A 19,589-nucleotide genomic window follows, 5' to 3' on the forward strand; every position below is an offset into this window, starting at 1 on the left:
AGGCTTGACCTCGGCCGTCCGCGTCGTCCGAGTGTGTGCCTCCATGCCCAAACTGCCCGTCGCCCTGGCCGCCGTGCGGCTTCTGCCCTTCACGGCGCCCGGCAAAAGCCTGATCTACGTGGCGTCCGGCGACCATCGGGCCGAAGGCGTCGCCCACCTCCTCGCCGAACTCGCCCCCGACGCGACCGTGGCCTTCGTCCCGGCCTGGGATTGCCTTCCCTACGACCGGGCCTCGCCCTCCCCCGACATCCTGGGCCAGACCATGGCGGCGCTGCGCCGCATCGACGCGCAGGCCGGCTCCGCAACAGGCGGCGTCGTGCTGGTGACGACGATGGAGGCGGCCGTGCAGCGGCTGCCGCCGGTCGACGCCGCCAGCGAGGCCGTCGACCTCGCGGTGGGGGCGGCGCTCGATCCGGCGCGGCTCGGCGCCACGCTGGAGCGCTTCGGCTACCGCCATGACGACCGGGTCGACGATCACGGGGAGTTCGCGCTGAGGGGCGAGGTGGTGGACCTGTTCCCGCCCGGCCCCACCCCCTTCCGCCTGACGCTGCAGGCCAGGCGGATCGTCGCAATCCACGCCTTCGACCCCGCGAGCCAGCGCTCGGTCGAGGACGTGGCCCGCCTTTCGGTCGGCCCGGTCTCGACGGTGCTGGCGCCGGAAGGCGCCACCGCGCCGGTTCGGCGCGTGCCCGGGCTCGAGCACCGCCTGTCCGAGCACTACCCGGCGCTGCGCACCGTCTTCGACGTCCTGCCGAAGGCGGCCCTGATCCTCGAGCCGACCGCGGCGGCCCGCTGCGACGAGGTCCTGGCCCAGGCCGCCGAGCATCACGGCGACGCCGTGAAGGGGCGCGACCCGCGCCGTGCCGCGAAGGCCGACACGTCGGCGCCCCTGCCCCCGGACGCGCTCTACCTCACGCCCGCGGAATGGGCCAAGGCGGCGAAGCGGCGGCTCCGGCCGCTGCCCGGTGGCGAGCCGGCCGAAGCCGTGCCGCATTTCCATGCCCTGCGCGGCGGACGCAAGGCCCTGGCGAGCTTCGTGTCGGCCCGCATCGCTGCCGGCCACCGCATCGTGCTGGCGGGCGCGACGGCGCGGGACCGCGCGGCCCTGGCCAAGGCGGCCACGGCCGGAACCGAGGTGAAGACGGCGACGGCCGGCACCGAAGCCGTGCCGGCGACGGGTTGGGCCGACGTGACGGCGGCGGCGCCCGGCAGCCTGCTGCTGCTCCCGCTGTCGGCGGAGCACGGTTTCGTCGACGACGCCGACCGCGTCACCATGGTCTGCGCCACCGACCTGCTCGGCCACCGGGCCCACCGCGCCGACCACCACCACCACCATGCCGCGCCCGTGCCCTGGCATGCGGGGGACGGCGACTTCGCCATCGGCGACACGGTGATCCACATCGACCACGGCGTCGGCGTGCTGCGCACCATCGAGACGCTGCGGTCGGATGCGGCGGGGGCGCGCGATACGGTGCGGCTCGACTACGCCAAGGACGCCGACCTGCTGACCCCCGTCGAAGGGCTCGACCTGTTGTGGCGCTACGGCGCCGCCGGCGATGCCATCCGGCTCGACAGGCTCGACGACGACGGCTGGTCCAAGCGGCGGCAACGGATCTGGGGCGAGATCGCCATGGCGGCACGCGCCCTCGTGGAGCTCGCCCGGCGTCGGGCCGAAACCCGGGCGCCCATCCTGAAGGCCCCGGCCGAACCCTACCGCGCCTTCACGGCCCGCTTCCCCTTCGCCCCCACGCCCGACCAGGCCGACGCCATCGCGGCCGTCGTGGCGGACCTCGCGGCCGGGCGCCCGATGGACCGGCTGGTGGTGGGCGACGTCGGCTTCGGCAAGACCGAGGTGGCGTTGCGCGCCGCGGCCGTGGCCGTGCTGGCGGGCCGTCAGGTGGCGCTCGTCGCCCCCACCACCGTGCTGGTGCGCCAGCACGTCCAAACCTTCGCGCGCCGCTTCGCCGACCTCGGCGTCGGCGTCGCCCAGCTGTCCCGCCTGACGCCGCCGGCGGAGGCCAGGGCGATCCGCGCGGGGCTGGCCGACGGCTCGGTGCGGATCGTCGTCGGCACCCACGCCGTGGCGGCCGAGGGCGTGACCTTCAAGGAACTCGGCCTCCTCATGGTGGACGAGGAACAGCGGTTCGGCACCGCCGAGAAGACCCGGCTGCGCGAGCTCGGCCAGGGCGTGCACGTCCTCACCCTCACGGCGACGCCCATCCCCCGCACCCTGCAGGGCGCGCTTGTCGGTCTGCAGGACCTCAGCATCATCGCGACCCCGCCCGCCCGCCGGCGCCCGATCCGGACCCTGGTGGCGCCCTTCGACCTCGCCACGTTGCGCGGCGCGCTGCTGCGCGAGAAGGCGCGCGGCGGCCAAAGCTTCGTGGTGGTGCCGCGCATCGAGGGGCTGGAGCGGATGGCCGCGGCCCTGACCGAGGCCTGTCCGGAACTCTCGGTCCTGTCGGCCCACGGCCGCATGGCCCCCGAAGCCGTGGACGCCGCCATGGTGGATTTCGCCGAAGGGCACGGGGACGTGCTGGTGGCGACCTCCATCATCGAGAGCGGGCTCGACGTGCCGCGCGCCAACACCATGATCGTGGCGGGCGCGGACCTGTTCGGCCTGTCGCAGCTCCACCAGCTGCGCGGCCGCGTCGGCCGGAGCCGGCTCCAGGGCCTGTGCTACCTGATGACGGACGGCGACACGCCCCCCGGCGAGGCCGCGATGCGCCGGCTGCAGAGCCTCGTCACCTTCGACCGGCTCGGCAGCGGCATGGCCCTGTCGGCGCGCGACCTCGACCTGCGCGGCGCCGGCGACCTGATGGGGGAGGAGCAGGCGGGCCACCTCCGCCTCATCGGCCTCGGGCTGTACCAGCACCTGATGAGCCTCGCGATCCGCGAAGCGCGGGGCGAGGTGGTGGAGGACTGGTCGCCCGAGATCCATATCGACCGGGCCGGCTCGCTGCCCACCGACTACATCCCGGAGCCCGAGCTGCGCCTGAACCTCTACGCGCGCCTGGCGCGCGTGGTGGAGCCGCAAGAGGCCGAAGCCATCGCCGAGGAACTGGCGGACCGGTTCGGCCCGCCGCCCGAGGAAGTGCGCGACCTGCTGGAGCGCGTGCGGCTGCGGGCCCTGTGCCGGACGCTCGGCATCGCCCGCATCGACGCCGGGCCGAAAGCCATCGCGCTCGACCTCAGGCCGAGTGTCGCCGCGGCGGACCTCGTCGGCCGGGCTCCGCCACGGCTGCGGGATCGGCTGACGCTGAAAGGACGTCGGTTGATCTATGCCCAGCCATCGGGCACGTCGCACGAGCGGCTGACGCTGGCGGCGAACCTGCTGGCGGGGTTGGGCTGATGTCGCCCGGCGACGCCAGCTCCGGCGTCGCGACGTCCGGCGTGACGAGGCAGGAGCCCGTGCCGAAGCCGGCATCGGCCCCGTCCGCCCCCAGGCGCACCGGCAGCGCCAGCAGGCCGCGCAGGCCGGTCGCCTGACGCCAGCGCACCGCCCCGCGCGGCACCGCCAGCGCGAGGTCGGGAAAGCGTCGCAGCAGCGCGGCGAGGGCGATCCTCGTTTCGAGCCGCGCCAGGGATGCGCCGAGGCAGTAATGCAGGCCGAAGCCCAACGCGAGGTGGCGGTTGTTGTCGGTGCGGCGGATGTCGAACCGGTCCGGATCGGCGAAGACCGCCTCGTCGCGGTTGGCGGCGGCGAGCAGCAGGATCACCATCTCGCCCTTTCGGACGCGGGTGCCGGCGATCTCGACGTCTTCGAGCGCGAAGCGCGGCGTGCCGTGCTCGACCGGGTTGGTGTAGCGGAGGAACTCCTCGACGGCGCCGTCCATCAGCCCGGGGTCGCGGCGCAGCATGTCCATCTGGTCGGGATGGTCGATGAGCGCCATCAGGCCGTTGCCGATCAGGTTGACCGAGGTCTCGTGGCCGGCGAAGAGCAGCAGGAAGATCATGCCGATCAGCTCGTCGCGGGTGAGGTGGTCTCCCTCCTCCTCGACGGCGATCAGCTTGGTGATGATGCCGTCGTCGGGCTCGCGGCGGCGCAGCTCGATCAGGTTCTCGAAGAAGCGCAGCAGCTTCGGCATGGCGGGCAGCCACCGCACGGCGCGGCGGACCGGCTTGTCGTTCACCTCGATGAGGCGGACCACCTGGTCGTGGAACTCAAGCCGCCAGGCTTCCGGGATGCCCAGCATCTCCGAGATGACGCTGAGCGGCAGCGGCAGGGCGAAATCCGCCATGAGGTCGACCGTGCCGGTCTCGCCGGCCTTGGCGACGGCGGCGTCGAGCAGGCTGTCCACCATGGCGGAGATCCAGGGCGCCATGTCGGCGACGGCCCGCGGCGTGAAGACCTTGGAGACGAGGCGGCGCAGGCGCGCGTGGGCGGGATCGTCGACGCTGACCATGGAGGCGCCGACGAGCTTGATGAGCTTGGGCGCGTAGGGGCCGCCGAACCCGAACAGCGGCGTCCGGCGGGCGTTGCGCGGGTCGGTGGAGAAGCGCTGATCCTTGTGGACCTTCAGCACGTCCTCGTAGCGTGTCACCACCCAGCCCGTGCCGCGGGTTGGGATCTGGGCCCGGATGACCGGTGAATGGCGCCTCAGCTCGGCATAGTAAGCGAAGGCGTCATCCCGGCTCGCGGGATCCCACTGGACAGCTTTCAAGAATGATCCCTTCACGGCAGCGACCCGGCGCCGGACCGCCGGAAGCTCAGCCTCGCGCGGGCATCACCTCGGGGGTCTTTGCGGCAGGAGCAAGACGGATCCGGCATAGGGTCCGCCAAAGGCGAGGGCAACCTCGCATCGACCGGGCCCCGGGGAGCCCTCGGCGTCACATGCCGTGCAGCACCGCCGCGGTGTTGCCCTGCTTGAGGCTGCGGTAGCGCGCCAGGGCCCAGAGCGGGAAGAACTTCGCGTAGCCGAGGTAGCGCAGGTAGAACACGCGGGGGAAGCCCGTGCCGGTGTAGTGCGGCTCCTGCCAGAAGCCGTCCTCGCCCTGGTTCTGCTCGAGATAGGCGATGCCGCGCTTGACGACGGGATGGTCGACCTCCCCGGCCGCCATGAGGCCGATCACGGCCCAGGCGGTCTGCGAGGCCGTCGTCTCCGAGGGCTTGTAGGCCACGTAGTCGAGCGCGTAGCCGGCGTCGGCCTCGCCCCAGCCCCCGTCCGGGTTCTGGATGGCGATGAGCCAGTCGACGGCGCGGCGCACCGCGGGATGGCCGGCATCGATGCCGACGGCGTTGAAGGCGCAGAGCACCGACCAGGTGCCGTAGATGTAGTTGATGCCCCAGCGGCCGAACCAGCTCCCCTCGGGGTGCTGCTCCCTCAGCAGGTAGTCGACGCCGCGCCGCACCGCCTCGCTGGTCTTCGCGGTCTCGCCGAGCTGGCCCAGCATCGACAGGCAGCGTGCCGTGACGTCGGCGGTCGGCGGGTCGAGCAGCGCGCCGTGGTCGGCGAAGGGGATGTGGTTCAGGTAGTAGGAGGTGTTGTCGACGTCGAAGGCGCCCCAGCCGCCGTTCGTGCTCTGCATGCCGACGACCCACTCGACGGCGCGGTCGATCGCGTGGTCGAAGCGCCGCGTCCCGGTCTTGTTGCGGGCGCGGTCCATGGCCATCACCACGACGGCGGTGTCGTCGAGGTCGACGTAATGGTCGTTCTTGTACTGGAAGGCCCAGCCGCCGGGCCGGAGGTCCGGCCGGCGATAGGCCCAGTCGCCCTTCACGTCGAGCACCTGCAACGGCAGCAGCCAGTCGAGCGCGCGCTCGGCGCTGGCGGTGTCGTCGGGCGCGGCTTCGAGCAGGGCGTGGGCCGTCAGCACGGTGTCCCAGACCGGCGACAGGCAGGGCTGGCAGAAGGCTTCATCGCCGTTGTGCGCCACGAGCTTCTCGAGCGCCTTCTTGGCGATGATCATGTCGGGGTGGTCTTCGGGCACCCCGAGCACGTGGAACATCATCACCGTATAGGCGATCGACGGATAGATGGCGCCGACCCCGTCCTCGCCGTTCAACCGTTCGCGCAGGAACTCGACGGCCTTCTGGATGGCGGAGTCCCGGCTCTTCTTCGGGAACAGGGGTTCGGTGACGCGCAGCACCTTGTCGAGGCCGACGAAGAAGGCGCCCCAGAAGCCGACCTGGTTGACGGTCTTGGGCCAGCGCTTGACGGCGTGCGGCGGCACGATGAAGAGCTCGTCGATGCCGACGCGGCGCGGGTTCGCGGCCCTGGGCTTCTTGGCCATCAGCACCAGCAGCGGCACCACGGTGTCGCGCGCCCAGTAGCTGAAGCGCCAGATGTTGATGGGGAACCAGCCGGGCGCGTGCATCAGTTCGACCGGCATGACCGGCACGGCGCTCCACGGCACGATGCCGAAGAAGGCCAGCATCATGCGGGTGAAGATGTTCATGTTCACGGCGCCGCCATGCGCCAGGATGGCGTTGCGCGCCTTCACCATGTGGGGCGCATCGACCGGGTCCCCGGCGATCTTCAGCGCGAAATAGGCCTTGACGCTGGCCGACATGTTGAGCTGGCCCTTGGCCAGCATGGGCCAGCCGCCGTGCGACTCTTGGATGCGGCGCAGGTAGTTGGCGGTCCGGCGCTCCATCTCGGGCTCGACTTCGCCGAGGAAGTGCTTGACCATGATGTATTCCGCCGGGATGGCGGCATCGGCTTCGAGGTCGAAGGCATAATGGCCATCCGCGCGCTGCTCCTCGAGGAGGGCCGACATGGCCCGCGTGATGGCGGCATCGAGGCCGGTCACGTCGAACAGGGAGGTCCTGCCGACGGGGGCGGCGGCTTGGGCGGCGAGTGACATCAGGCGCGTGTTCTCGTTTCTGTCCGGCGACGGAATGCAGCGCCGTCGAGGGCTCGCTGCGCTGCAACACGATGCGACCTAGAATGGCCGAAACATGGCTTTGTTTCACATTCGCCGCACGGCGTCGCCCCCGGACCGCCTGTTAAGGTGAACCTGTGTCCCCCGGAGAACACCCGGAGGGGCGGGCGGCCGGTCGGCGACCGGACGGAACCACCGTCAAAAAGCTGTTGCCAAGGCCGGGGAGAGGCTTTAGGGACTGCGTCAGCGGCGCCGAACAAGCGCCGCCTTCGAAAGTCCCGCAGCGGACATCGTCGAATGCGCGGTCGTAGCTCAGCTGGATAGAGCACCAGACTACGAATCTGGGGGTCAGGGGTTCGAATCCCTTCGACCGCGCCATTAAAATCAGTCACTTAGCTCTCCTTTTCGGTGTGATCTGCTTCCGGTCAAATCTGATCTGGAAGCAGATCGGAAGCAGCGCTTCGCCGGTGACCATTGCGGCCGAAAGCGGACTCACTCTCTCATTCCAGCCACAGTCGCCGGCCGTCCGATCGGCTGCGATGCGAGGTTCTCACAGCGAAGATGCCGCGGCCGTCGTGCACCGCCCGGCTTCACCATGGCCTGGTTCTGGCATCCACCGTGTCGGGTCGGCACCGTCACCATGCTGGCTCAGGTGGCCGCGGCACGTGTTCTCCCGAGCGCTCGCCGCGGTCATTCACCCCATTTTGCTCGACCGCTGGCGAGGACCTGCCCCATCCGGCAATCTCTTTCTTAGGGCCGAGGGGGCACGGCCCGGACGGCCGTGGCACCCCGTTCTCCAGCCCGGGAGCCGCGGCCGTTTTTCGTTGGCTAATTTGGGTGCAGCTTAGAGACGACGGGGCAGCAATTACAACATAAGTCATCTTTGTCGACCTTTCCGGTTTTGTATGATTTGTAAGCGTCGAGGATGCTGTCTTGAGATATTTTGTCTCCATCGAGGTGCAAGACCGTTGGAGATCCCTTTGGACCGATACTTCTTCGACGTCCGAGATCGCGGGGTTCACATTCGTGGCACGGCCGGCATCGATTTAGACAACGACGCGCTTGCCATTCGTGAGGCTACCCTGATCGTTTGGCAGCTCCTGTCCGACGCTTCTGCCGAAGATCGCATAGGCAGCGTCACGGTCGCCATCCGGACCGGGACGGGAGCTTGCATTTACGAGGCGTCGACGTCCCCGGTCGACGAGTAGGACAAGCGAGCTTCGACCCGCCGCCGATACCGCTCCGCGTCCTCCCGCAGCCGCGCGATCAGCCGATCGGCTTGGTCGAGGTCGCCCTCCTCCATCAACCGACAGGCCCGACGGACGCGATAGGTATGACCCACCTGGAACGCCGCGGGCCGGGCGAACAGGAGGACGATGGCGGGGAGCCACCAGAGCAAGATGACGGCGTGGGTGAGGCGCTGGAGGGCGGTCATAAGCGCCGCCTGTCGCTGATCGGCACGCCGGCCGCCGACAGGATCACGGCTGCGCGGGTGGATGGGGGTGCCGAAGCCACGTGGCGCTCGACGTCGGGGACATCGGGCAGCCAGAACATGTAGTTCGCTTCGCTGGCTGCCCGGTCCGCGTAAGCCTCCGGGGATGGATCGATCGGGTAGACGCACGGTTTCCATGACGCCAGGGCATCACGGCGGGCGTGCTCCTTCATGGCCGCCCAATGCTCATGGGCAAGCCACGCAAGATAGCGCTTGTGCAGGGCGTCCGTGACCGGAACTGCCGCCGCTGTAGGCCGGCCGATGAGGGTCACGCCGCCGCCGATGAGCGGGAGGGACGCGAGACCACGGAGAAAGGCGCGGCGATCAGACATGCAGCCCTCCCATAGCCTGGAGACGGCAGAGGTCATCGGCGATGCTGAAGGCGTGCTCGTTGTCGGCACACCCCCGAGCGGTCGGCGAGAGGCACAGCCGCGCCTTCGCGATCACGCCCACGAGAGAGTCGGCCGGCGTGACGGCGCATTCCTCCTCCAACGGGCCGAAGCCCGTCGTCAGGACGTCGAACTCGTCGTCCGTCTCCGATGTGTGGTCGTAGCGGTGGGCGGCCGTGTGCTCGTTGCAGCGCCGGTCCAAGGCCTCGTAGGCGTCGGCCAGGTCGACGAGGCGGCGATCGTTAGCTGATAGTGCGGGCGTGGCGTTGGCCGGCTGGACGGCCACCGGAGCCGCCGCGAGGGCCACAGCTCCGAATATGGCCCGGCGCCGCGAGAAGGCCGAGGTCAGGGACGGGAGGGGCGCGGGTAATAAGGCGACGCAGGCCTCGGGGTTTTCCTGAGATTTCAGGAGAAGGGGGGTCGGCTCAGAACTGAGCGCACCCTCGTGGACAGGCCACGGCTGGGCGACGAGGCGGGTATCGTGCGGAGGAACGACACCCGTCGGCGCGGGGGTGTCCCCAGATTTGGGGAGAGTCAGGAAGCAGGCGAAGGCCCGTAATAAGCCCCGCTGTGGCGCGGGCACGGGTGTGCTATGGGCGTGAGTAGCCATCGTGAAACTCCGAACGTTTCGTGGTGGTCAGGGCCGATTGGAAGGGTGCAAGCTTCCGTCGGCCCGATGTTTATGATATCATCCTTGGATGACGTCAAGCCCTGATATCAAAAACCTAGGTGGCAGGCCGGCAACGGGTCAGGGCGCGCCAGTACTCGTCCGCATGCAGCCCGACCTCCTATCGGCGCTCGACGCCTTCGCCACGGACCAGGGCGACCCACAGCCTTCACGCCCCGAAGCCGTCCGTCGGGCCCTCGCCGACCACCTCCGCGCCAAGGGCTACCTGCCAGCCAGCGCCGATGCTGCAGACCACATCGACGGGACCGGCTGACGTGCTCACTGGCCGGCAGCTCCGCGAAGCGCGCGACAAGTTGGGATGGCTACCCAGCGAGTTGGCGAGGCGCGCCGGTCTCGCGCTCTCGATCGTCAGACGCGCCGAAGCGACAGACGGCGAGGCCGTCGTGACGACGGCTCAGATAGCTGCGCTGCGGCTGGCGTTCACGAAGGTCGGCGTCGACATCGCCTCCGAAGACAGGCTCATGATCGAGGATCAGGAGTGACCCATCACGACGCCCCGCTACGGGGCCCATTCCACGACTGGTACGAGACCTGGCGCGCCCAGGACGTCGAGCGCCGGGAGGCTGCGGCGGCCACACGCCGGCAGCACGAACGCGATGACAGCCGCATCGCTATGCTGCTGGGCGCCTACATGGTGCTCGGCGGCGTGGTGGGCGTCCTCGCCGTGGCTCTGGTGATGGCGAACTGACCATGTCCGATGATACGCCCTCAGACGCTCGGATCGAATATTCTCCGTTCTGCCGGATGGTGTCGCGCGATAGCCTCACGGTGTACGTGGAGATCTACCGGGTGCCCTCGATTGATAAGCGATGGTCCCTGGAGGTTGTAGACCATCTCGACGCCTCGTCGGTGTGGGATGAGATGTTCGATACCGACGACGACGCTCTATCGGCCTTTAAGGAGGCGCTGGAGGCCGAAGGCATCGCGGGCCTGACGGAGACGTTCCATTGATCCGCCTCGCCCTCCACGACTGGCCTACCGGCCTCGGCTACCTGCCGGCTTCGATTGTTACCGCCAGATGATTTCGTCTGGCGACCTCAGCATCCTTCGCTGGCTTGTTCGGCGGGAGAGCGCCTCTGCGTCGGCCATCGGCGCCGCATGCGCCATGTCACCCGGTGAGGTGCGGTCTCGTTTAGCAGCGATGGAGAATCAGCGCGCCATCGCCAGCCGGTTGGATAAATCCGTTACTCCCCCACGCCGGGTCTATCTTCTCACCGCCGAAGGCAGGCGAAGCGTCGGTTTCGACGCAGTGAGCCTACGGAATGGATAGGCGCGGCGACTTGTCCGCCCACGACGACTTTGAAGGGGCGAACTGACGTGGACCTGCCCGGCTTCGAAGATCTTCCTGCGATCGAGCACTCGCCGCTCGGCCGGCAGGTGACGCGGGCGGGCGTGACGGTCCGGGTTCTCATCTATCGCGTGCCGTCCGAAGATCTTCGCTGGACGTTGGAGATCGAGGACCGCCTCGGCGGGTCGACGTGCTGGAACAGGACGTTCGCCACGGCGCAGGAGGCCTATGACGTGTTCGAGCAGCATGTGAGGCTGGAGGGGATCCGATCCTTCACTGAGCCGGCAGCGAGGTCCTGACATGCTCACCGGTAGCCAGATCCGCGAAGCCTGCGATTTTCTCAAGTGGACTCGCTTCGACCTGCAGCGGCGGACAGCGCTCCCGCTCGTCGTGATCGACCGCGCCATGATGAGCCCGGACGGCGCCGTTGGAACGCTGGCTGACGAGATTGTTATCAAGGATGCGTTCTACCGTGCCGGCGTCGAGTGCGGGCCGGATGGGGTGAGGCTGCGGGTGGGGCTGGCATGACGTTTGAGGCGGCCCGCGACCCGCCTCACCCTCCGTGGCTGGCTCACTAGCTCGGGCTATCTGCCGGCATAACGTAGATCCCTTGGCGAAAATAATTTCCTAGACCGGGACGAAACACACATACTTTGGTGTTCTAACTTATAACGAGAGTAGGTTAGCGCCGTCCAGAACTGGAGCGGCACATGGCGGCCAACACAACCTCATCGCGGCGCCAATTCACGGACGCCGCGCGTCAAGCTGCGGTCGAGGCGCGGCGCCTGAAAAGAGATTTGAAGATAGACCCGAACCGTCCCGAGATCTTCGTGGTCAGGGGTGTTCAGGACGCCCGTCTTTTCACCTGGGAAATTCGTCGTTATGGCGGCGTCTTGCTTCAGAACAGCGACGCACGGTTTACGACCGTGTTGGCCGCCGAGTCTGCCGGTCAACGGGCTTTGAGCGTTTTCGTAGGGGAACCGTGATGCGTCTGACGAAGAAGCAATGCGCCCGCCTCGAAGCGCTGTCGCAACACGGAAAGGTGATGGCCGTTGAGTCACCGGGCTACGTCAGGCTCCACGACGTCGGGCTCGTGGCCTTCACAGCGCTGCGCCCATCGGGCGTTCTGATCGAGTTGACGCTTGCTGGAAGGTCCGCATTATAGAGGTTAAGGCGGCAAGAGGATGCTGATCATGCCCGGCGACGCCAGCCAGGAGTCCGAGGTCGACTTCTCACCGCTCTGCCAGTTCGTAAGCCGGGACGGCGTGACCGTTCGCGTCGAGATTTACCGCGTGCTCGACGTTGACGACGGATGGACTCTCGAAGTCATCGCCCAGGACGAGATCTCGGCGGTTTGGGATGGCACCTTCGATACGGATGAAGACGCTTGGGCAGCGTTCCAAGCGGTGCTGGAAGCTGAAGGCATTCATGGCCTCACGGAAACCGTCCACTGACCCGCTTCGCTTTTCGTGACTGGCTCACCGGCCTAAGCTATCTCCCTCATCGTGCCGAGAGGATTATTCGATGATTGATTACGTGATAGCCACTGTCCTGAGCGCAATAATCTCTTCTCTTGCAATCTGGTGGCAACAGCCTAGCTCGGAGGTGAGCGGCATCCTTAATATAATGGTCGTCTTCACCTTGACTTTTACGCTCTATTTTGCAGCGAATATCTCTATGTATTCTGAACGTACCAAGGAAGTTCAGGAGATTTTGAGCAGCTCTGCTCGCAGCATTGGTGGACGGGATCGAGCGTCCTGACAAGCCTCATCCCACCTGCGTCATGGCCCCACCACGCCGCTAGTGAACCGCCTCCATCATTCCGCTCGTCGACGTGCTCGTACCCTTCCCCTGCGGTAGCCCGCGGATCTCGACAACGGCGCTCCTCAACTCGCCTGCATCGTCGGCCCCGACCTGATCCCCAGCTTCGTCCCACGGCCACCCCGAGCCGACACCCTGGCGCCCCCGTTGTTGTGATGCCGGATGTCGATCTGAACGGGGTCGATCGGGCCGGCGTTAGGTGAAGCGGGTTGACTGAAAGGCAGCAGCGGCACCCGCTTCAGCCTTGAGGGCATAAATCGATGCAGCCGAAAGACGACGACCGCTTCGCCAGAATGATTTTCGGCTCCGATAGCGTGACTGGGTCCCGGCGAATGATCGCGATCATCGTCGTGATTTGCTTGGTGGCCGCCACGGCCGGTTGGTGGTTCAACCGCTGAATGGTCACCATGCGACGACGGCTGCTCCGTCAAGCGATTTGAGACATCGGCCCCCGTCGCAAATTCACCGCCTCGATCATCCCGCTGGTCGACGTCCTGGTGCCTTTCCCCTGCGGGAGGCCTCGGATCTCGATGACGGCGCCGCCCTCGTGCTTGACGGTGGTCGAGCCGAGGCCGGCCTTGTTGGCTTCGTCGAGGAGGCTCTTGCGCGGCGGCTCGGCCGGATGGCGCAGGAAGGGGTTCTGGGGCGAGCGGTAGATCTCGGCATTACCCTGCGCGACGTCGTCCTTTGTCGGGCCACCCACGCCATAGGGGTCTCGAGGATGGGCCTGGCCGTAGCCGATGCCCTGGTCGAAATGACCGATGTCGGAGCCCCAGCGGCCGGGGAGATCGCCGAGCCACCGCCCTCCACCACCGCCTGCGCGCGAATGCGCCGTGTAGGCGTCAGCGAACCGCTTGTAGGCGGCACGGTCGTTGATGTCGTGGCCCTGGCCGTCCTGGACCGCGATGTCGGCCGCGGCGCCGAAAAGGTGCTGGCTGTTGCGGACGCCGCGGCCGGTGATGGCGTTGTGCTCGGCCTCGGCCTGGGTCCGCAGGCCCTGAAGCACCCGGAAGTGCAGGCCGGTCTGCTCGGATGCGGCGAGAAGGTCGCCTGCCAGCGCCTTGTTGACGCCGGCGAGCTCACGGCGGGACTTGTCGTCCATCCAGTCAGGCGTTTTGCCCGCGACGCCCGATCCGCCACCAGAGAAGCCGACACCGGTCTTGTGGCCGGCGATCGCGCCCTGGATCGTAGCGGCATCAACGCCGCGTAGGCTGTCCCACTCGCTCCTGAACCCACCGACGCCCTGCCCCATCCGGCCAGCGATTGAACGGTCGAACAGCTTCTCCTGGACCTCGGGCGAGAACACCGTGTTGGGGTCCATCCCGCGGGTCAGACCGCGGAGCGTCGTTTCTGTCCACTGCGCTCGGCCGACCGGGAAGGCCGGGGAGCCCGCCAGGGGCTTCATCCGGCGCTGGTAGGCCAGCACCTCGGCGATGGTCATCTGCGAGATCGGCTTCGGGGGTGCGAACCGCCCGCCGCGCTCGGCGTGACCATAGACCGTGTCGTAACCGGCTGCGCCCGTGCTGCCGGTCTCATGAGCGGCGATAAGGTCCTTCAGGGCTGTGTGGGCGCCGGTCGGCACCGCACCGCCGTCGGCCGACGCGAACGCGGCGCCGTCATGCTGGCGCCCGTAGCGGAGACTCGGAGCGCGACGGCCGCCGGCGCCACTACCAAATGACCCGCCGCCAACGCCACCGCCGCCGTAGCTGGCGTTCATGAAACCGCCGCCACCCGCGCCGCCGCCGACTGGCTCGCCGGTCTGGAGTTCACGGAATGCAGCCAGGAAGCCGGCCTTGGTGCCGGACGCGATGACGTCGCGGAACTCGAGGGTGAGCGATCCGAGGCCACCGCGAGACGAGCCTTCGTCATCGCTGTCGGCGGCATTGTGGAGGAGACCGCCGCTCCCGCTGCCGCCTCCTTCGTAGGATGACGGGTGGAAGCCGCGAGGCAGGACGATGGGCGGCGGGCCTTCGCGCCGCTCCATGGCGCCCTTGAGCTTGTCGAGTGCAGACGGCAGGTCGGTCGGGGCATCGACGCCGGGTAAGCCCAAGTTGCTGTCCCACGGCTGCACGGTAGGCCGCCGGTCGCCGATGGCGTTGTGGATGACGTCCGACGCGGCGCCAGGGATATCGAGATAGATGCCCTCGGGGTGCGCCTTGTTGGCCTCAGCCTGGCGGTCGATTGCGCCCTCAGCGGCTTCCGCGACGGCTTTGACCGGGTGATCTGCGTTCTTTTGGAACCACTGGACCGTGGTTTCGATCTGCTTGAACAGCTCGGTGAAGTCCTTCGTCGCTGCAGTCAACTGCCCGAAAATGAAGGGTCCAGCCTCGGTCTCGAACTTGTCCATCGCCCCGTCGAGGTCGTTGATGCTGTTCTTCAGGATCTGCGCCTGTCGGATCTGATCCGCGGTCATGGTCGCCGTGGTTGCAACGGCATGGTCGAGCGCCTTGTTGAACCCGTTCCACCCGTCGGCCAGCATCTGGGACAGGTCGCCGGTGCCGAAAAACAGCTCCGTCCATTTACGCTGCAGCTGGGGGTCCTGGACCTTGCTCAGCCAATGGAAGATGTCCTTCACCTGATCGAGGGGCGCCTCGAAGGACAGCTTCCGCGCGAAGCCAGGATCGATCTGGTTCAGCTCTCCATAGAGGCCACCGAGGTGGCGCTTGAACTCCTCCATGCGCTCCGCCCAGCCCTTCAGGCCGGCGTTGAGCTGGTTCGGATCGACGTTGAGGTCCTTTGCAGCGCGGTCGAGCTGTTGGATCTGGACGGTCGTCAGGCCGGTCAGCCGCGCGGTCTCCTTGAGATCGACGGCCCGGTTGGCGAGATCGCGGAAGGCCGCGACGGCGGAAGCGATGCCGGCGCCCGCCGCGAGACCGCTGACGCCCAAGCCGCTCATCACGACCCCGACGCCGGCGCCCCCGCGCTGGAAGCTCTGAGCCCGGGTGGTGAATTCGTCCATCCACTTTTTCGCGCCCGCCATCCCTGGCGTTTGCCTTACCTCGCCGAGCTCACGGCCGAGGCGGCGCACGCCCGCCGAGGCGTTGTCTCGAAATTCTGCGATCAGACGAAGTTTTTCTTCGCTCACGGTCAGTGCTCCGTCGATTGGCGCACCGGGCGGCGCTTGCGGGGTGCGGGTGGGGGTTCAAGCTGGCGGAGGACAGCCCAGGCCACGCACATGCGGGTGGCCTCGACGATCGCGGCGCCGAGGCGAATGCCGGTCGGCTCGTGGCCGTCGAAGTCGAGCAGGGCCCGGGCGACGGCGTGGATGCGGTCTTGATCCGTGACGGTGGCGGTCATGCCGATCAGGTCCCCGGCAGCACGACCGTGAGCGCGTACGTCACCTGCGGCTTCGGCGTGAAGTCAGACTCATCGGCCCGGCCCATCGGGCTGGCGTCGCCCGGGTCGGTGACGCGGTGGCCGGTCTTCGGTGTGGTGACCGGCTGCGGCGCCGGGGAGACCGGGGCGGCGGGTGCGGGAGTGTCGGTCATCAACGTGTCTCCAACCTGATGCCGTGGCGCCGGGCGAGGATCTCGCCGGCCTTCCGAGCCTCGGGCGACCCCTCGGCGATGCAGGCCTCCGCCCAATCGCGAACCACAGCCTGGGTGTGGCTGGCCGAGCGCGGCGTGGTCGTGCCCCGGCGAGCGGCCGGTTCGTCGGCTTCCATACGGGCCCGGAGCGCCTCGACGTCGGACAACGTGTAGCCGCGGTCCTGACTGTCGCTGGAGAGATCGGCCGGCCCGCGACCCTGCGCCTGACGCGCGGGGGCCAAAGCGCGTGTCGCCGCCGCGGCGCCGGCATATCGGTCGAGCTGCGAAGTGATGTGGTGGTCGGCAGCGACCTCGGCAGCGGCGGCAGCCTGCCTTTCGGCACGACCCAGGGCCTTCTTGCCGAGGCCGGGGATGTCGTCGGCCACGTGGGCGAAATGGCGTGCGCCGGCCGCGATCTCGCTGCGGCTGTAGATGTTGAGCGGGTCGGTGCTCATGCGGAAACTCCATGATAGCGAAGGACGGCCGCGGCGTCGGCGGAGAGGCGCGGGCCGGCAGCGAGGCGACCGGACCAGTGGGACGATGCGTTGGGATCGACGGAAGGCAGTGCGACCCGGTCGAGCAGCGAGCGGTGGGACAGACCGGGGACGCCCGGGATGGCGGCAAAGCCCTTCATGGTGCGCAGGCGTGCGCCGGGCACGGGCGGCTGCTGGCCGGGCAGCGCGGGACCGAGATTGCCGCCCTGCGGCGTCACCCAGAAATCCCGCTCGGGATTGTGATCCCGGGTTCCGGCCGTGCCGTTGAACGCCTCCACGGCGCCGATCGGCGCGTCGTCGTCGACGCGGTCGGCGTTGGCCTGGTCGATCTCGCGCTCGATCTCCATCAGCCTACGGATCTTCCCGGCCAGGGCAATGGCGTCGCGCTCGTAGGCGTCGAGGAGCTTCACGCCTTCCGCCCGGGCCTTAACGGCCGAGGCGTGGCGAGCAGCACGCGCGGCGGCATCACGCGCGGCAGTCTCGCGCTCGTCGGCGGCGCGCCACTCGGGCTCGATCAGCGCGATGCGCGCCTCGGCCTGCTCCAGGGCGGCCCGTGCATGGGCCATCTTGGCATCGTGCGCGACGAGGGCGGCATCGGTGCCGTCGATCAGGAGGCCGGGGCGTTTGGCGCCGAGGTCGTGCAGCGTGTTCTGCGCGTCGAGCCGGACGCGATCGAGGCGGCCCAGTTCGGCCGAGAGTTCGTCGACGGTGGAGGTCGAGGCTTTGAGCCGGCGGAACGGGTTGGGGATGGCCATAGACACCTCACAGAATAGGTCGCGGTCACGACACCATTGCCCGTTTGGTCGACGCATCTCCCAAGGGAGACATTCGAGTTGAGACCCGATGATGCCTTCTGGCGCAAGGACGGACCGCGTCGCCCTCGGAGACCATCTCAACAGGAGTAAAACTACATGCAGCGCGGGCACCCGTGCACTGGACACATCCGGACAAATGACCGGACAAACCCGGACATCACGCCACGAGTGACGCCTTGGGGATGTACCAGCGCCCAAACTTCTTCACGCCAGCACCGCGTTGCGCGCGCTTGAGCGCGGCCTGATCCGTGATGTTCCAAATGTCGGCGGCGGTCTTCAGCGGCACGAGCGCGTCGGCGCCGGAAGCGACGTAATCGCGGAGGTCCGCAGTCGCGGCCTCGACGGCGGCGAATAGGCGATCGGCGATGGGGTCCATCAGCGCCTCCCCCGGAAAAGCCACTCGGTCCACGGAGATCTGCCACCGGCCGGCGGGCCGCCGAGCCGACCGGGCTCGTATGAGCCGTCGACATCGGCACCTCGGCCGCTGCCCGGCGCCCCAGTGCGGCGCCAGGCGTCGAAGGATGGGCGAGGCCGGATGGCATCGAGGTCGGGACGGTCGGGATCGGCGCTGAAGAGACGCTGGATGGGACGGGGGAAGCGCATCGGCTATTTCTCCCACCCCATGAGATCGTGCAGGTGGTCGCTCCAGGCGTCTTCGTCATGCGGCTCGCCAGTCCGCTCGGCGAGCCCCGCCCAGTCCGGGGCGTTCGTCTCCAGGTCGGAGTGGTCAAGACAGAAGCTGGACACCAGATTGGGCTCACCGAACCGCTGTAGGTGCTCCCGCGCCGCGTCGAGCAAGCCCTGGTGGATCTGGTCCGCCAAGGCGTAGGCCATGGCGACAGGCAAGCCGAGATCGACGGCCGTCGTCGCGATGTAGTGCTGGTCTCGACAGAGCATGTAGACGAGTGCGCGCTGGGCAGACTCGGAATCGCCATGCGGCTTCACTTCACGCTTCGTCGGCACCAGCACCCGGGCCCGTGCAGGGCCCTTCCTGTGGTCGGGGCCGGAGCGCAGATTTTGCGAAATCCAGTGAAGGGCGGCTTCCCGGTCTAGTTTGCCGTCGTCGCGCTCGGGCAACCCGGATTTTAGGTATTGCGAGACCCGCGCTTTAGAAACCGACAGCTCGGCAGCAAGTGCAGCCTTAGAGATGATGGTCATATCGCACCGTTAAGTTGTGAAGAGTTAAGCGGTTTTGAAACCTTGGACCTAGTGGTCGGTCGCGGTCTGGCGTTCCCCTCGGGGTGGGCAGCCGCCGGAAGGACCCTGTGATTTTCTGGGCCATTCGGCTGGCGTCCGGCGGGCGTGGGAGGGCGCTGATCGACATCGCCCTATGCTTTCCGCTTCGCGAGCTCGGCCTTCATGGCCAAGGCGATCATGCGTGGCGTGCAACCGACCTTCAGTGCCGCGTCGAAACGACGGATGCCTTCCATCCCGCACTTATCGTGGATCCAGCCGACAACCCGCTGAGCAGCGCTCTCCTCGTCGACCGCTTGGATGAGGCGCTTGTACTGGCCGAGGTCACAATCACCTCGCTCGTGGATCTCCATCGCGAACGACCGCTTAGTATCTGCTCCGGCCTCGCGCCACGCCTCGATGAGAAGGGTGGCTTGGCGCCGCTCGTCGGCGTTGAGGTGCTGCTTGGGTTTCCTGCTTTCCGCGACGGACCGAGTCGCTTCCCTCAGGCTCAAATCCGCAACGCGTTGCGCTTTTGCCGGATCGCTCTCGGCGACACGGGCCAGCTTCATGTAGAGCTGCGCCGTCCTCGGGCTGAACCTGACGTTCGCCTTGAGCCAGTCGTCCCATCCGCCATGGGCGACCGTGGCCTTGGCCTCGACCAGAAGCCGGCCGGCTTCCATGGCGTACTTGGTCCCTTCGCGCTTGGCAGTCTCGACCTTGTCGTGCGCGGCGTTGATGGCGGTGGCGATGTTGGACGTGGTCATTCGGGCTCTCCGTTCGGCAATCTGTTCGGCCCGTTCGGGGTCGGCCCTCTCCTAAGAGAGGAGAGAGGCCGAACGCCCGAACGATATGGGGCTTTTGTTCGGGGTGCGTTCGGGCCCGAACGCGTGTAATTACAATGGGTTATGGGTGTGTCGTTCGGGCCTCTGTTCGGACCCGAACGACCCGAACGTTTTGGGCTGATCGTTCGGGGTGCCCGAACGCTCATCAGGACCACTTCAGGGCCTCCTTCTCGCCCTTCGCCGTCACGGACCAATGACCCATGACGACCTCGACAAGCCTGTCGCCCTTGAG

23 protein-coding genes, 1 tRNA gene and 1 pseudogene are annotated in these 19,589 nt (G+C 67.8%); 11 read left to right on the forward strand and 14 right to left on the reverse strand.

From position 1 onward, the window contains the following. Nucleotides 1-43: 43 nt before the first annotated feature. Complete coding sequence (locus tag D3272_RS27830; protein WP_129217855.1) at nucleotides 44-3,352, forward strand: TRCF domain-containing protein; 3,309 nt, start codon at nucleotides 44-46, stop codon at nucleotides 3,350-3,352. Nucleotides 3,353-3,545: 193 nt separating this feature from the next. Here the strand turns inward: D3272_RS27830 and D3272_RS27835 are convergent. Together D3272_RS27835 and shc are read right to left on the reverse strand one after the other, a co-directional pair. Then, nucleotides 3,546-4,406, reverse strand: a pseudogene (locus D3272_RS27835) (cytochrome P450); the annotation flags it as partial. 424 nt (nucleotides 4,407-4,830) lie between these two features. Beyond that, nucleotides 4,831-6,807 carry a squalene--hopene cyclase gene (shc, locus tag D3272_RS04125; protein ID WP_129217857.1) on the reverse strand — a complete coding sequence of 659 codons (1,977 nt, stop codon included), beginning with the start codon at nucleotides 6,805-6,807 and terminating at the stop codon, nucleotides 4,831-4,833. 319 nt (nucleotides 6,808-7,126) lie between these two features. Between shc and D3272_RS04135 the strand changes: the two genes are divergently transcribed. Together D3272_RS04135 and D3272_RS28355 are read left to right on the forward strand one after the other, a co-directional pair. Continuing rightward, nucleotides 7,127-7,203, forward strand: a tRNA-Arg gene (locus D3272_RS04135). A gap of 527 nt (nucleotides 7,204-7,730) precedes the next feature. After that, complete coding sequence (locus D3272_RS28355; RefSeq protein ID WP_428977960.1) at nucleotides 7,731-8,033, forward strand: DUF6894 family protein; 303 nt, start codon at nucleotides 7,731-7,733, stop codon at nucleotides 8,031-8,033. Here D3272_RS28355 and D3272_RS04140 read toward each other — a convergent pair. Genes D3272_RS04140 through D3272_RS04150 form a run of 3 tightly spaced genes read right to left on the reverse strand, consistent with a single transcriptional unit; the run spans nucleotide 8,000 to nucleotide 8,992 of the window. Next, a complete protein-coding gene (locus D3272_RS04140) occupies nucleotides 8,000-8,260 on the reverse strand; it encodes a hypothetical protein (protein ID WP_129217858.1) in 261 nt (86 codons plus the stop codon). The genes D3272_RS28355 and D3272_RS04140 overlap by 34 nt on opposite strands. Then, nucleotides 8,257-8,649, reverse strand: coding sequence for a hypothetical protein (locus tag D3272_RS04145; protein ID WP_129217859.1), 393 nt, complete (start codon nucleotides 8,647-8,649; stop codon nucleotides 8,257-8,259). Before D3272_RS04145 ends, D3272_RS04140 begins: the two co-directional genes overlap by 4 nt. Then, nucleotides 8,642-8,992 carry a hypothetical protein gene (locus tag D3272_RS04150; RefSeq protein WP_129217860.1) on the reverse strand — a complete coding sequence of 117 codons (351 nt, stop codon included), beginning with the start codon at nucleotides 8,990-8,992 and terminating at the stop codon, nucleotides 8,642-8,644. The genes D3272_RS04145 and D3272_RS04150 overlap by 8 nt, the downstream gene beginning before the upstream one ends. A 487-nt stretch (nucleotides 8,993-9,479) precedes the next feature. On the opposite strand from D3272_RS04150, the gene D3272_RS04155 reads away from it, so the two are divergent. The 8 genes from D3272_RS04155 to D3272_RS04195 all read left to right on the forward strand — a co-directional run bounded on the left by D3272_RS04155 (nucleotide 9,480) and on the right by D3272_RS04195 (nucleotide 12,136). Further along, a complete protein-coding gene (locus D3272_RS04155; protein ID WP_165361181.1) occupies nucleotides 9,480-9,647 on the forward strand; it encodes a hypothetical protein in 168 nt (55 codons plus the stop codon). Beyond that, nucleotides 9,616-9,876: a helix-turn-helix domain-containing protein gene (locus D3272_RS04160; protein WP_129217862.1), complete on the forward strand. Its 261-nt coding sequence runs from the start codon at nucleotides 9,616-9,618 to the stop codon at nucleotides 9,874-9,876. The genes D3272_RS04155 and D3272_RS04160 overlap by 32 nt, the downstream gene beginning before the upstream one ends. Continuing rightward, nucleotides 9,873-10,082, forward strand: a complete 210-nt coding sequence (locus tag D3272_RS04165) for a hypothetical protein (protein WP_129217863.1) — start codon at nucleotides 9,873-9,875, stop codon at nucleotides 10,080-10,082. Before D3272_RS04160 ends, D3272_RS04165 begins: the two co-directional genes overlap by 4 nt. 2 nt (nucleotides 10,083-10,084) lie before the next feature. Beyond that, on the forward strand, nucleotides 10,085-10,345 hold the full coding sequence (locus D3272_RS04170; protein ID WP_129217864.1) for a hypothetical protein: 261 nt from the start codon (nucleotides 10,085-10,087) through the stop codon (nucleotides 10,343-10,345). A 366-nt stretch (nucleotides 10,346-10,711) separates the two neighbouring features. Further along, on the forward strand, nucleotides 10,712-10,981 hold the full coding sequence (locus D3272_RS04180) for a hypothetical protein (RefSeq protein ID WP_245496371.1): 270 nt from the start codon (nucleotides 10,712-10,714) through the stop codon (nucleotides 10,979-10,981). A 1-nt stretch (nucleotide 10,982) separates the two neighbouring features. Then, a complete protein-coding gene (locus tag D3272_RS04185; RefSeq protein ID WP_129217866.1) occupies nucleotides 10,983-11,210 on the forward strand; it encodes a hypothetical protein in 228 nt (75 codons plus the stop codon). A gap of 182 nt (nucleotides 11,211-11,392) precedes the next feature. Next, entirely contained in the window at nucleotides 11,393-11,668 is a 276-nt protein-coding gene (locus D3272_RS04190) for a hypothetical protein (RefSeq protein WP_129217867.1), read from the forward strand. 198 nt (nucleotides 11,669-11,866) lie between these two features. After that, complete coding sequence (locus D3272_RS04195; RefSeq protein ID WP_245496372.1) at nucleotides 11,867-12,136, forward strand: hypothetical protein; 270 nt, start codon at nucleotides 11,867-11,869, stop codon at nucleotides 12,134-12,136. Between the two features lie 605 nt (nucleotides 12,137-12,741). Here the strand turns inward: D3272_RS04195 and D3272_RS27170 are convergent. The 9 genes from D3272_RS27170 to D3272_RS04235 all read right to left on the reverse strand — a co-directional run bounded on the left by D3272_RS27170 (nucleotide 12,742) and on the right by D3272_RS04235 (nucleotide 19,279). Beyond that, the gene (locus D3272_RS27170; protein ID WP_165361210.1) at nucleotides 12,742-12,912 is read right to left on the reverse strand and encodes a hypothetical protein; all 171 of its coding nucleotides are present in this window, start codon (nucleotides 12,910-12,912) and stop codon (nucleotides 12,742-12,744) included. 18 nt (nucleotides 12,913-12,930) lie between these two features. After that, nucleotides 12,931-15,588 (reverse strand): M15 family metallopeptidase domain-containing protein, encoded by a 2,658-nt coding sequence (locus D3272_RS04200; RefSeq protein ID WP_129217868.1) that lies wholly within the window; start codon nucleotides 15,586-15,588, stop codon nucleotides 12,931-12,933. Between the two features lie 2 nt (nucleotides 15,589-15,590). After that, nucleotides 15,591-15,800, reverse strand: a complete 210-nt coding sequence (locus D3272_RS04205; protein ID WP_129217869.1) for a hypothetical protein — start codon at nucleotides 15,798-15,800, stop codon at nucleotides 15,591-15,593. Nucleotides 15,801-15,805: 5 nt separating this feature from the next. Further along, nucleotides 15,806-15,991, reverse strand: coding sequence for a hypothetical protein (locus tag D3272_RS04210; protein ID WP_129217870.1), 186 nt, complete (start codon nucleotides 15,989-15,991; stop codon nucleotides 15,806-15,808). Continuing rightward, nucleotides 15,991-16,485 carry a hypothetical protein gene (locus D3272_RS04215; RefSeq protein WP_129217871.1) on the reverse strand — a complete coding sequence of 165 codons (495 nt, stop codon included), beginning with the start codon at nucleotides 16,483-16,485 and terminating at the stop codon, nucleotides 15,991-15,993. Before D3272_RS04215 ends, D3272_RS04210 begins: the two co-directional genes overlap by 1 nt. Next, nucleotides 16,482-17,279, reverse strand: coding sequence for a hypothetical protein (locus D3272_RS04220; protein ID WP_129217872.1), 798 nt, complete (start codon nucleotides 17,277-17,279; stop codon nucleotides 16,482-16,484). Before D3272_RS04220 ends, D3272_RS04215 begins: the two co-directional genes overlap by 4 nt. Before the next feature lie 217 nt (nucleotides 17,280-17,496). Next, a complete protein-coding gene (locus D3272_RS04225; protein WP_129217873.1) occupies nucleotides 17,497-17,715 on the reverse strand; it encodes a hypothetical protein in 219 nt (72 codons plus the stop codon). A gap of 230 nt (nucleotides 17,716-17,945) precedes the next feature. Continuing rightward, entirely contained in the window at nucleotides 17,946-18,497 is a 552-nt protein-coding gene (locus D3272_RS04230) for a hypothetical protein (protein WP_129217874.1), read from the reverse strand. Nucleotides 18,498-18,667: 170 nt separating this feature from the next. Then, the gene (locus tag D3272_RS04235; RefSeq protein WP_129217875.1) at nucleotides 18,668-19,279 is read right to left on the reverse strand and encodes a DUF3102 domain-containing protein; all 612 of its coding nucleotides are present in this window, start codon (nucleotides 19,277-19,279) and stop codon (nucleotides 18,668-18,670) included. Nucleotides 19,280-19,589 lie beyond the last annotated feature (310 nt).

The sequence above is a fragment of the Lichenibacterium ramalinae genome, from assembly GCF_004137085.1.
Classification (GTDB): Bacteria; Pseudomonadota; Alphaproteobacteria; order Rhizobiales; family Beijerinckiaceae; genus Lichenihabitans; species Lichenihabitans ramalinae.

What these genes read in the sequence shown, in the direction of transcription:
- D3272_RS27830 (WP_129217855.1), top strand. Translation starts at nt 44, where the DNA reads ATGCCCAAACTGCCCGTCGCCCTGGCCGCCGTGCGGCTTCTGCCCTTC.
- shc (WP_129217857.1), bottom strand. Translation starts at nt 6,807, where the DNA reads ATGTCACTCGCCGCCCAAGCCGCCGCCCCCGTCGGCAGGACCTCCCTG.
- D3272_RS28355 (WP_428977960.1), top strand. Translation starts at nt 7,731, where the DNA reads ATGATTTGTAAGCGTCGAGGATGCTGTCTTGAGATATTTTGTCTCCAT.
- D3272_RS04140 (WP_129217858.1), bottom strand. Translation starts at nt 8,260, where the DNA reads ATGACCGCCCTCCAGCGCCTCACCCACGCCGTCATCTTGCTCTGGTGG.
- D3272_RS04145 (WP_129217859.1), bottom strand. Translation starts at nt 8,649, where the DNA reads ATGTCTGATCGCCGCGCCTTTCTCCGTGGTCTCGCGTCCCTCCCGCTC.
- D3272_RS04155 (WP_165361181.1), top strand. Translation starts at nt 9,480, where the DNA reads ATGCAGCCCGACCTCCTATCGGCGCTCGACGCCTTCGCCACGGACCAG.
- D3272_RS04160 (WP_129217862.1), top strand. Translation starts at nt 9,616, where the DNA reads ATGCTGCAGACCACATCGACGGGACCGGCTGACGTGCTCACTGGCCGG.
- D3272_RS04170 (WP_129217864.1), top strand. Translation starts at nt 10,085, where the DNA reads ATGTCCGATGATACGCCCTCAGACGCTCGGATCGAATATTCTCCGTTC.
- D3272_RS04185 (WP_129217866.1), top strand. Translation starts at nt 10,983, where the DNA reads ATGCTCACCGGTAGCCAGATCCGCGAAGCCTGCGATTTTCTCAAGTGG.
- D3272_RS04190 (WP_129217867.1), top strand. Translation starts at nt 11,393, where the DNA reads ATGGCGGCCAACACAACCTCATCGCGGCGCCAATTCACGGACGCCGCG.
- D3272_RS04195 (WP_245496372.1), top strand. Translation starts at nt 11,867, where the DNA reads ATGCTGATCATGCCCGGCGACGCCAGCCAGGAGTCCGAGGTCGACTTC.
- D3272_RS27170 (WP_165361210.1), bottom strand. Translation starts at nt 12,912, where the DNA reads ATGGTGACCATTCAGCGGTTGAACCACCAACCGGCCGTGGCGGCCACC.
- D3272_RS04205 (WP_129217869.1), bottom strand. Translation starts at nt 15,800, where the DNA reads ATGACCGCCACCGTCACGGATCAAGACCGCATCCACGCCGTCGCCCGG.
- D3272_RS04210 (WP_129217870.1), bottom strand. Translation starts at nt 15,991, where the DNA reads ATGACCGACACTCCCGCACCCGCCGCCCCGGTCTCCCCGGCGCCGCAG.
- D3272_RS04215 (WP_129217871.1), bottom strand. Translation starts at nt 16,485, where the DNA reads ATGAGCACCGACCCGCTCAACATCTACAGCCGCAGCGAGATCGCGGCC.
- D3272_RS04220 (WP_129217872.1), bottom strand. Translation starts at nt 17,279, where the DNA reads ATGGCCATCCCCAACCCGTTCCGCCGGCTCAAAGCCTCGACCTCCACC.
- D3272_RS04225 (WP_129217873.1), bottom strand. Translation starts at nt 17,715, where the DNA reads ATGGACCCCATCGCCGATCGCCTATTCGCCGCCGTCGAGGCCGCGACT.
- D3272_RS04230 (WP_129217874.1), bottom strand. Translation starts at nt 18,497, where the DNA reads ATGACCATCATCTCTAAGGCTGCACTTGCTGCCGAGCTGTCGGTTTCT.
- D3272_RS04235 (WP_129217875.1), bottom strand. Translation starts at nt 19,279, where the DNA reads ATGACCACGTCCAACATCGCCACCGCCATCAACGCCGCGCACGACAAG.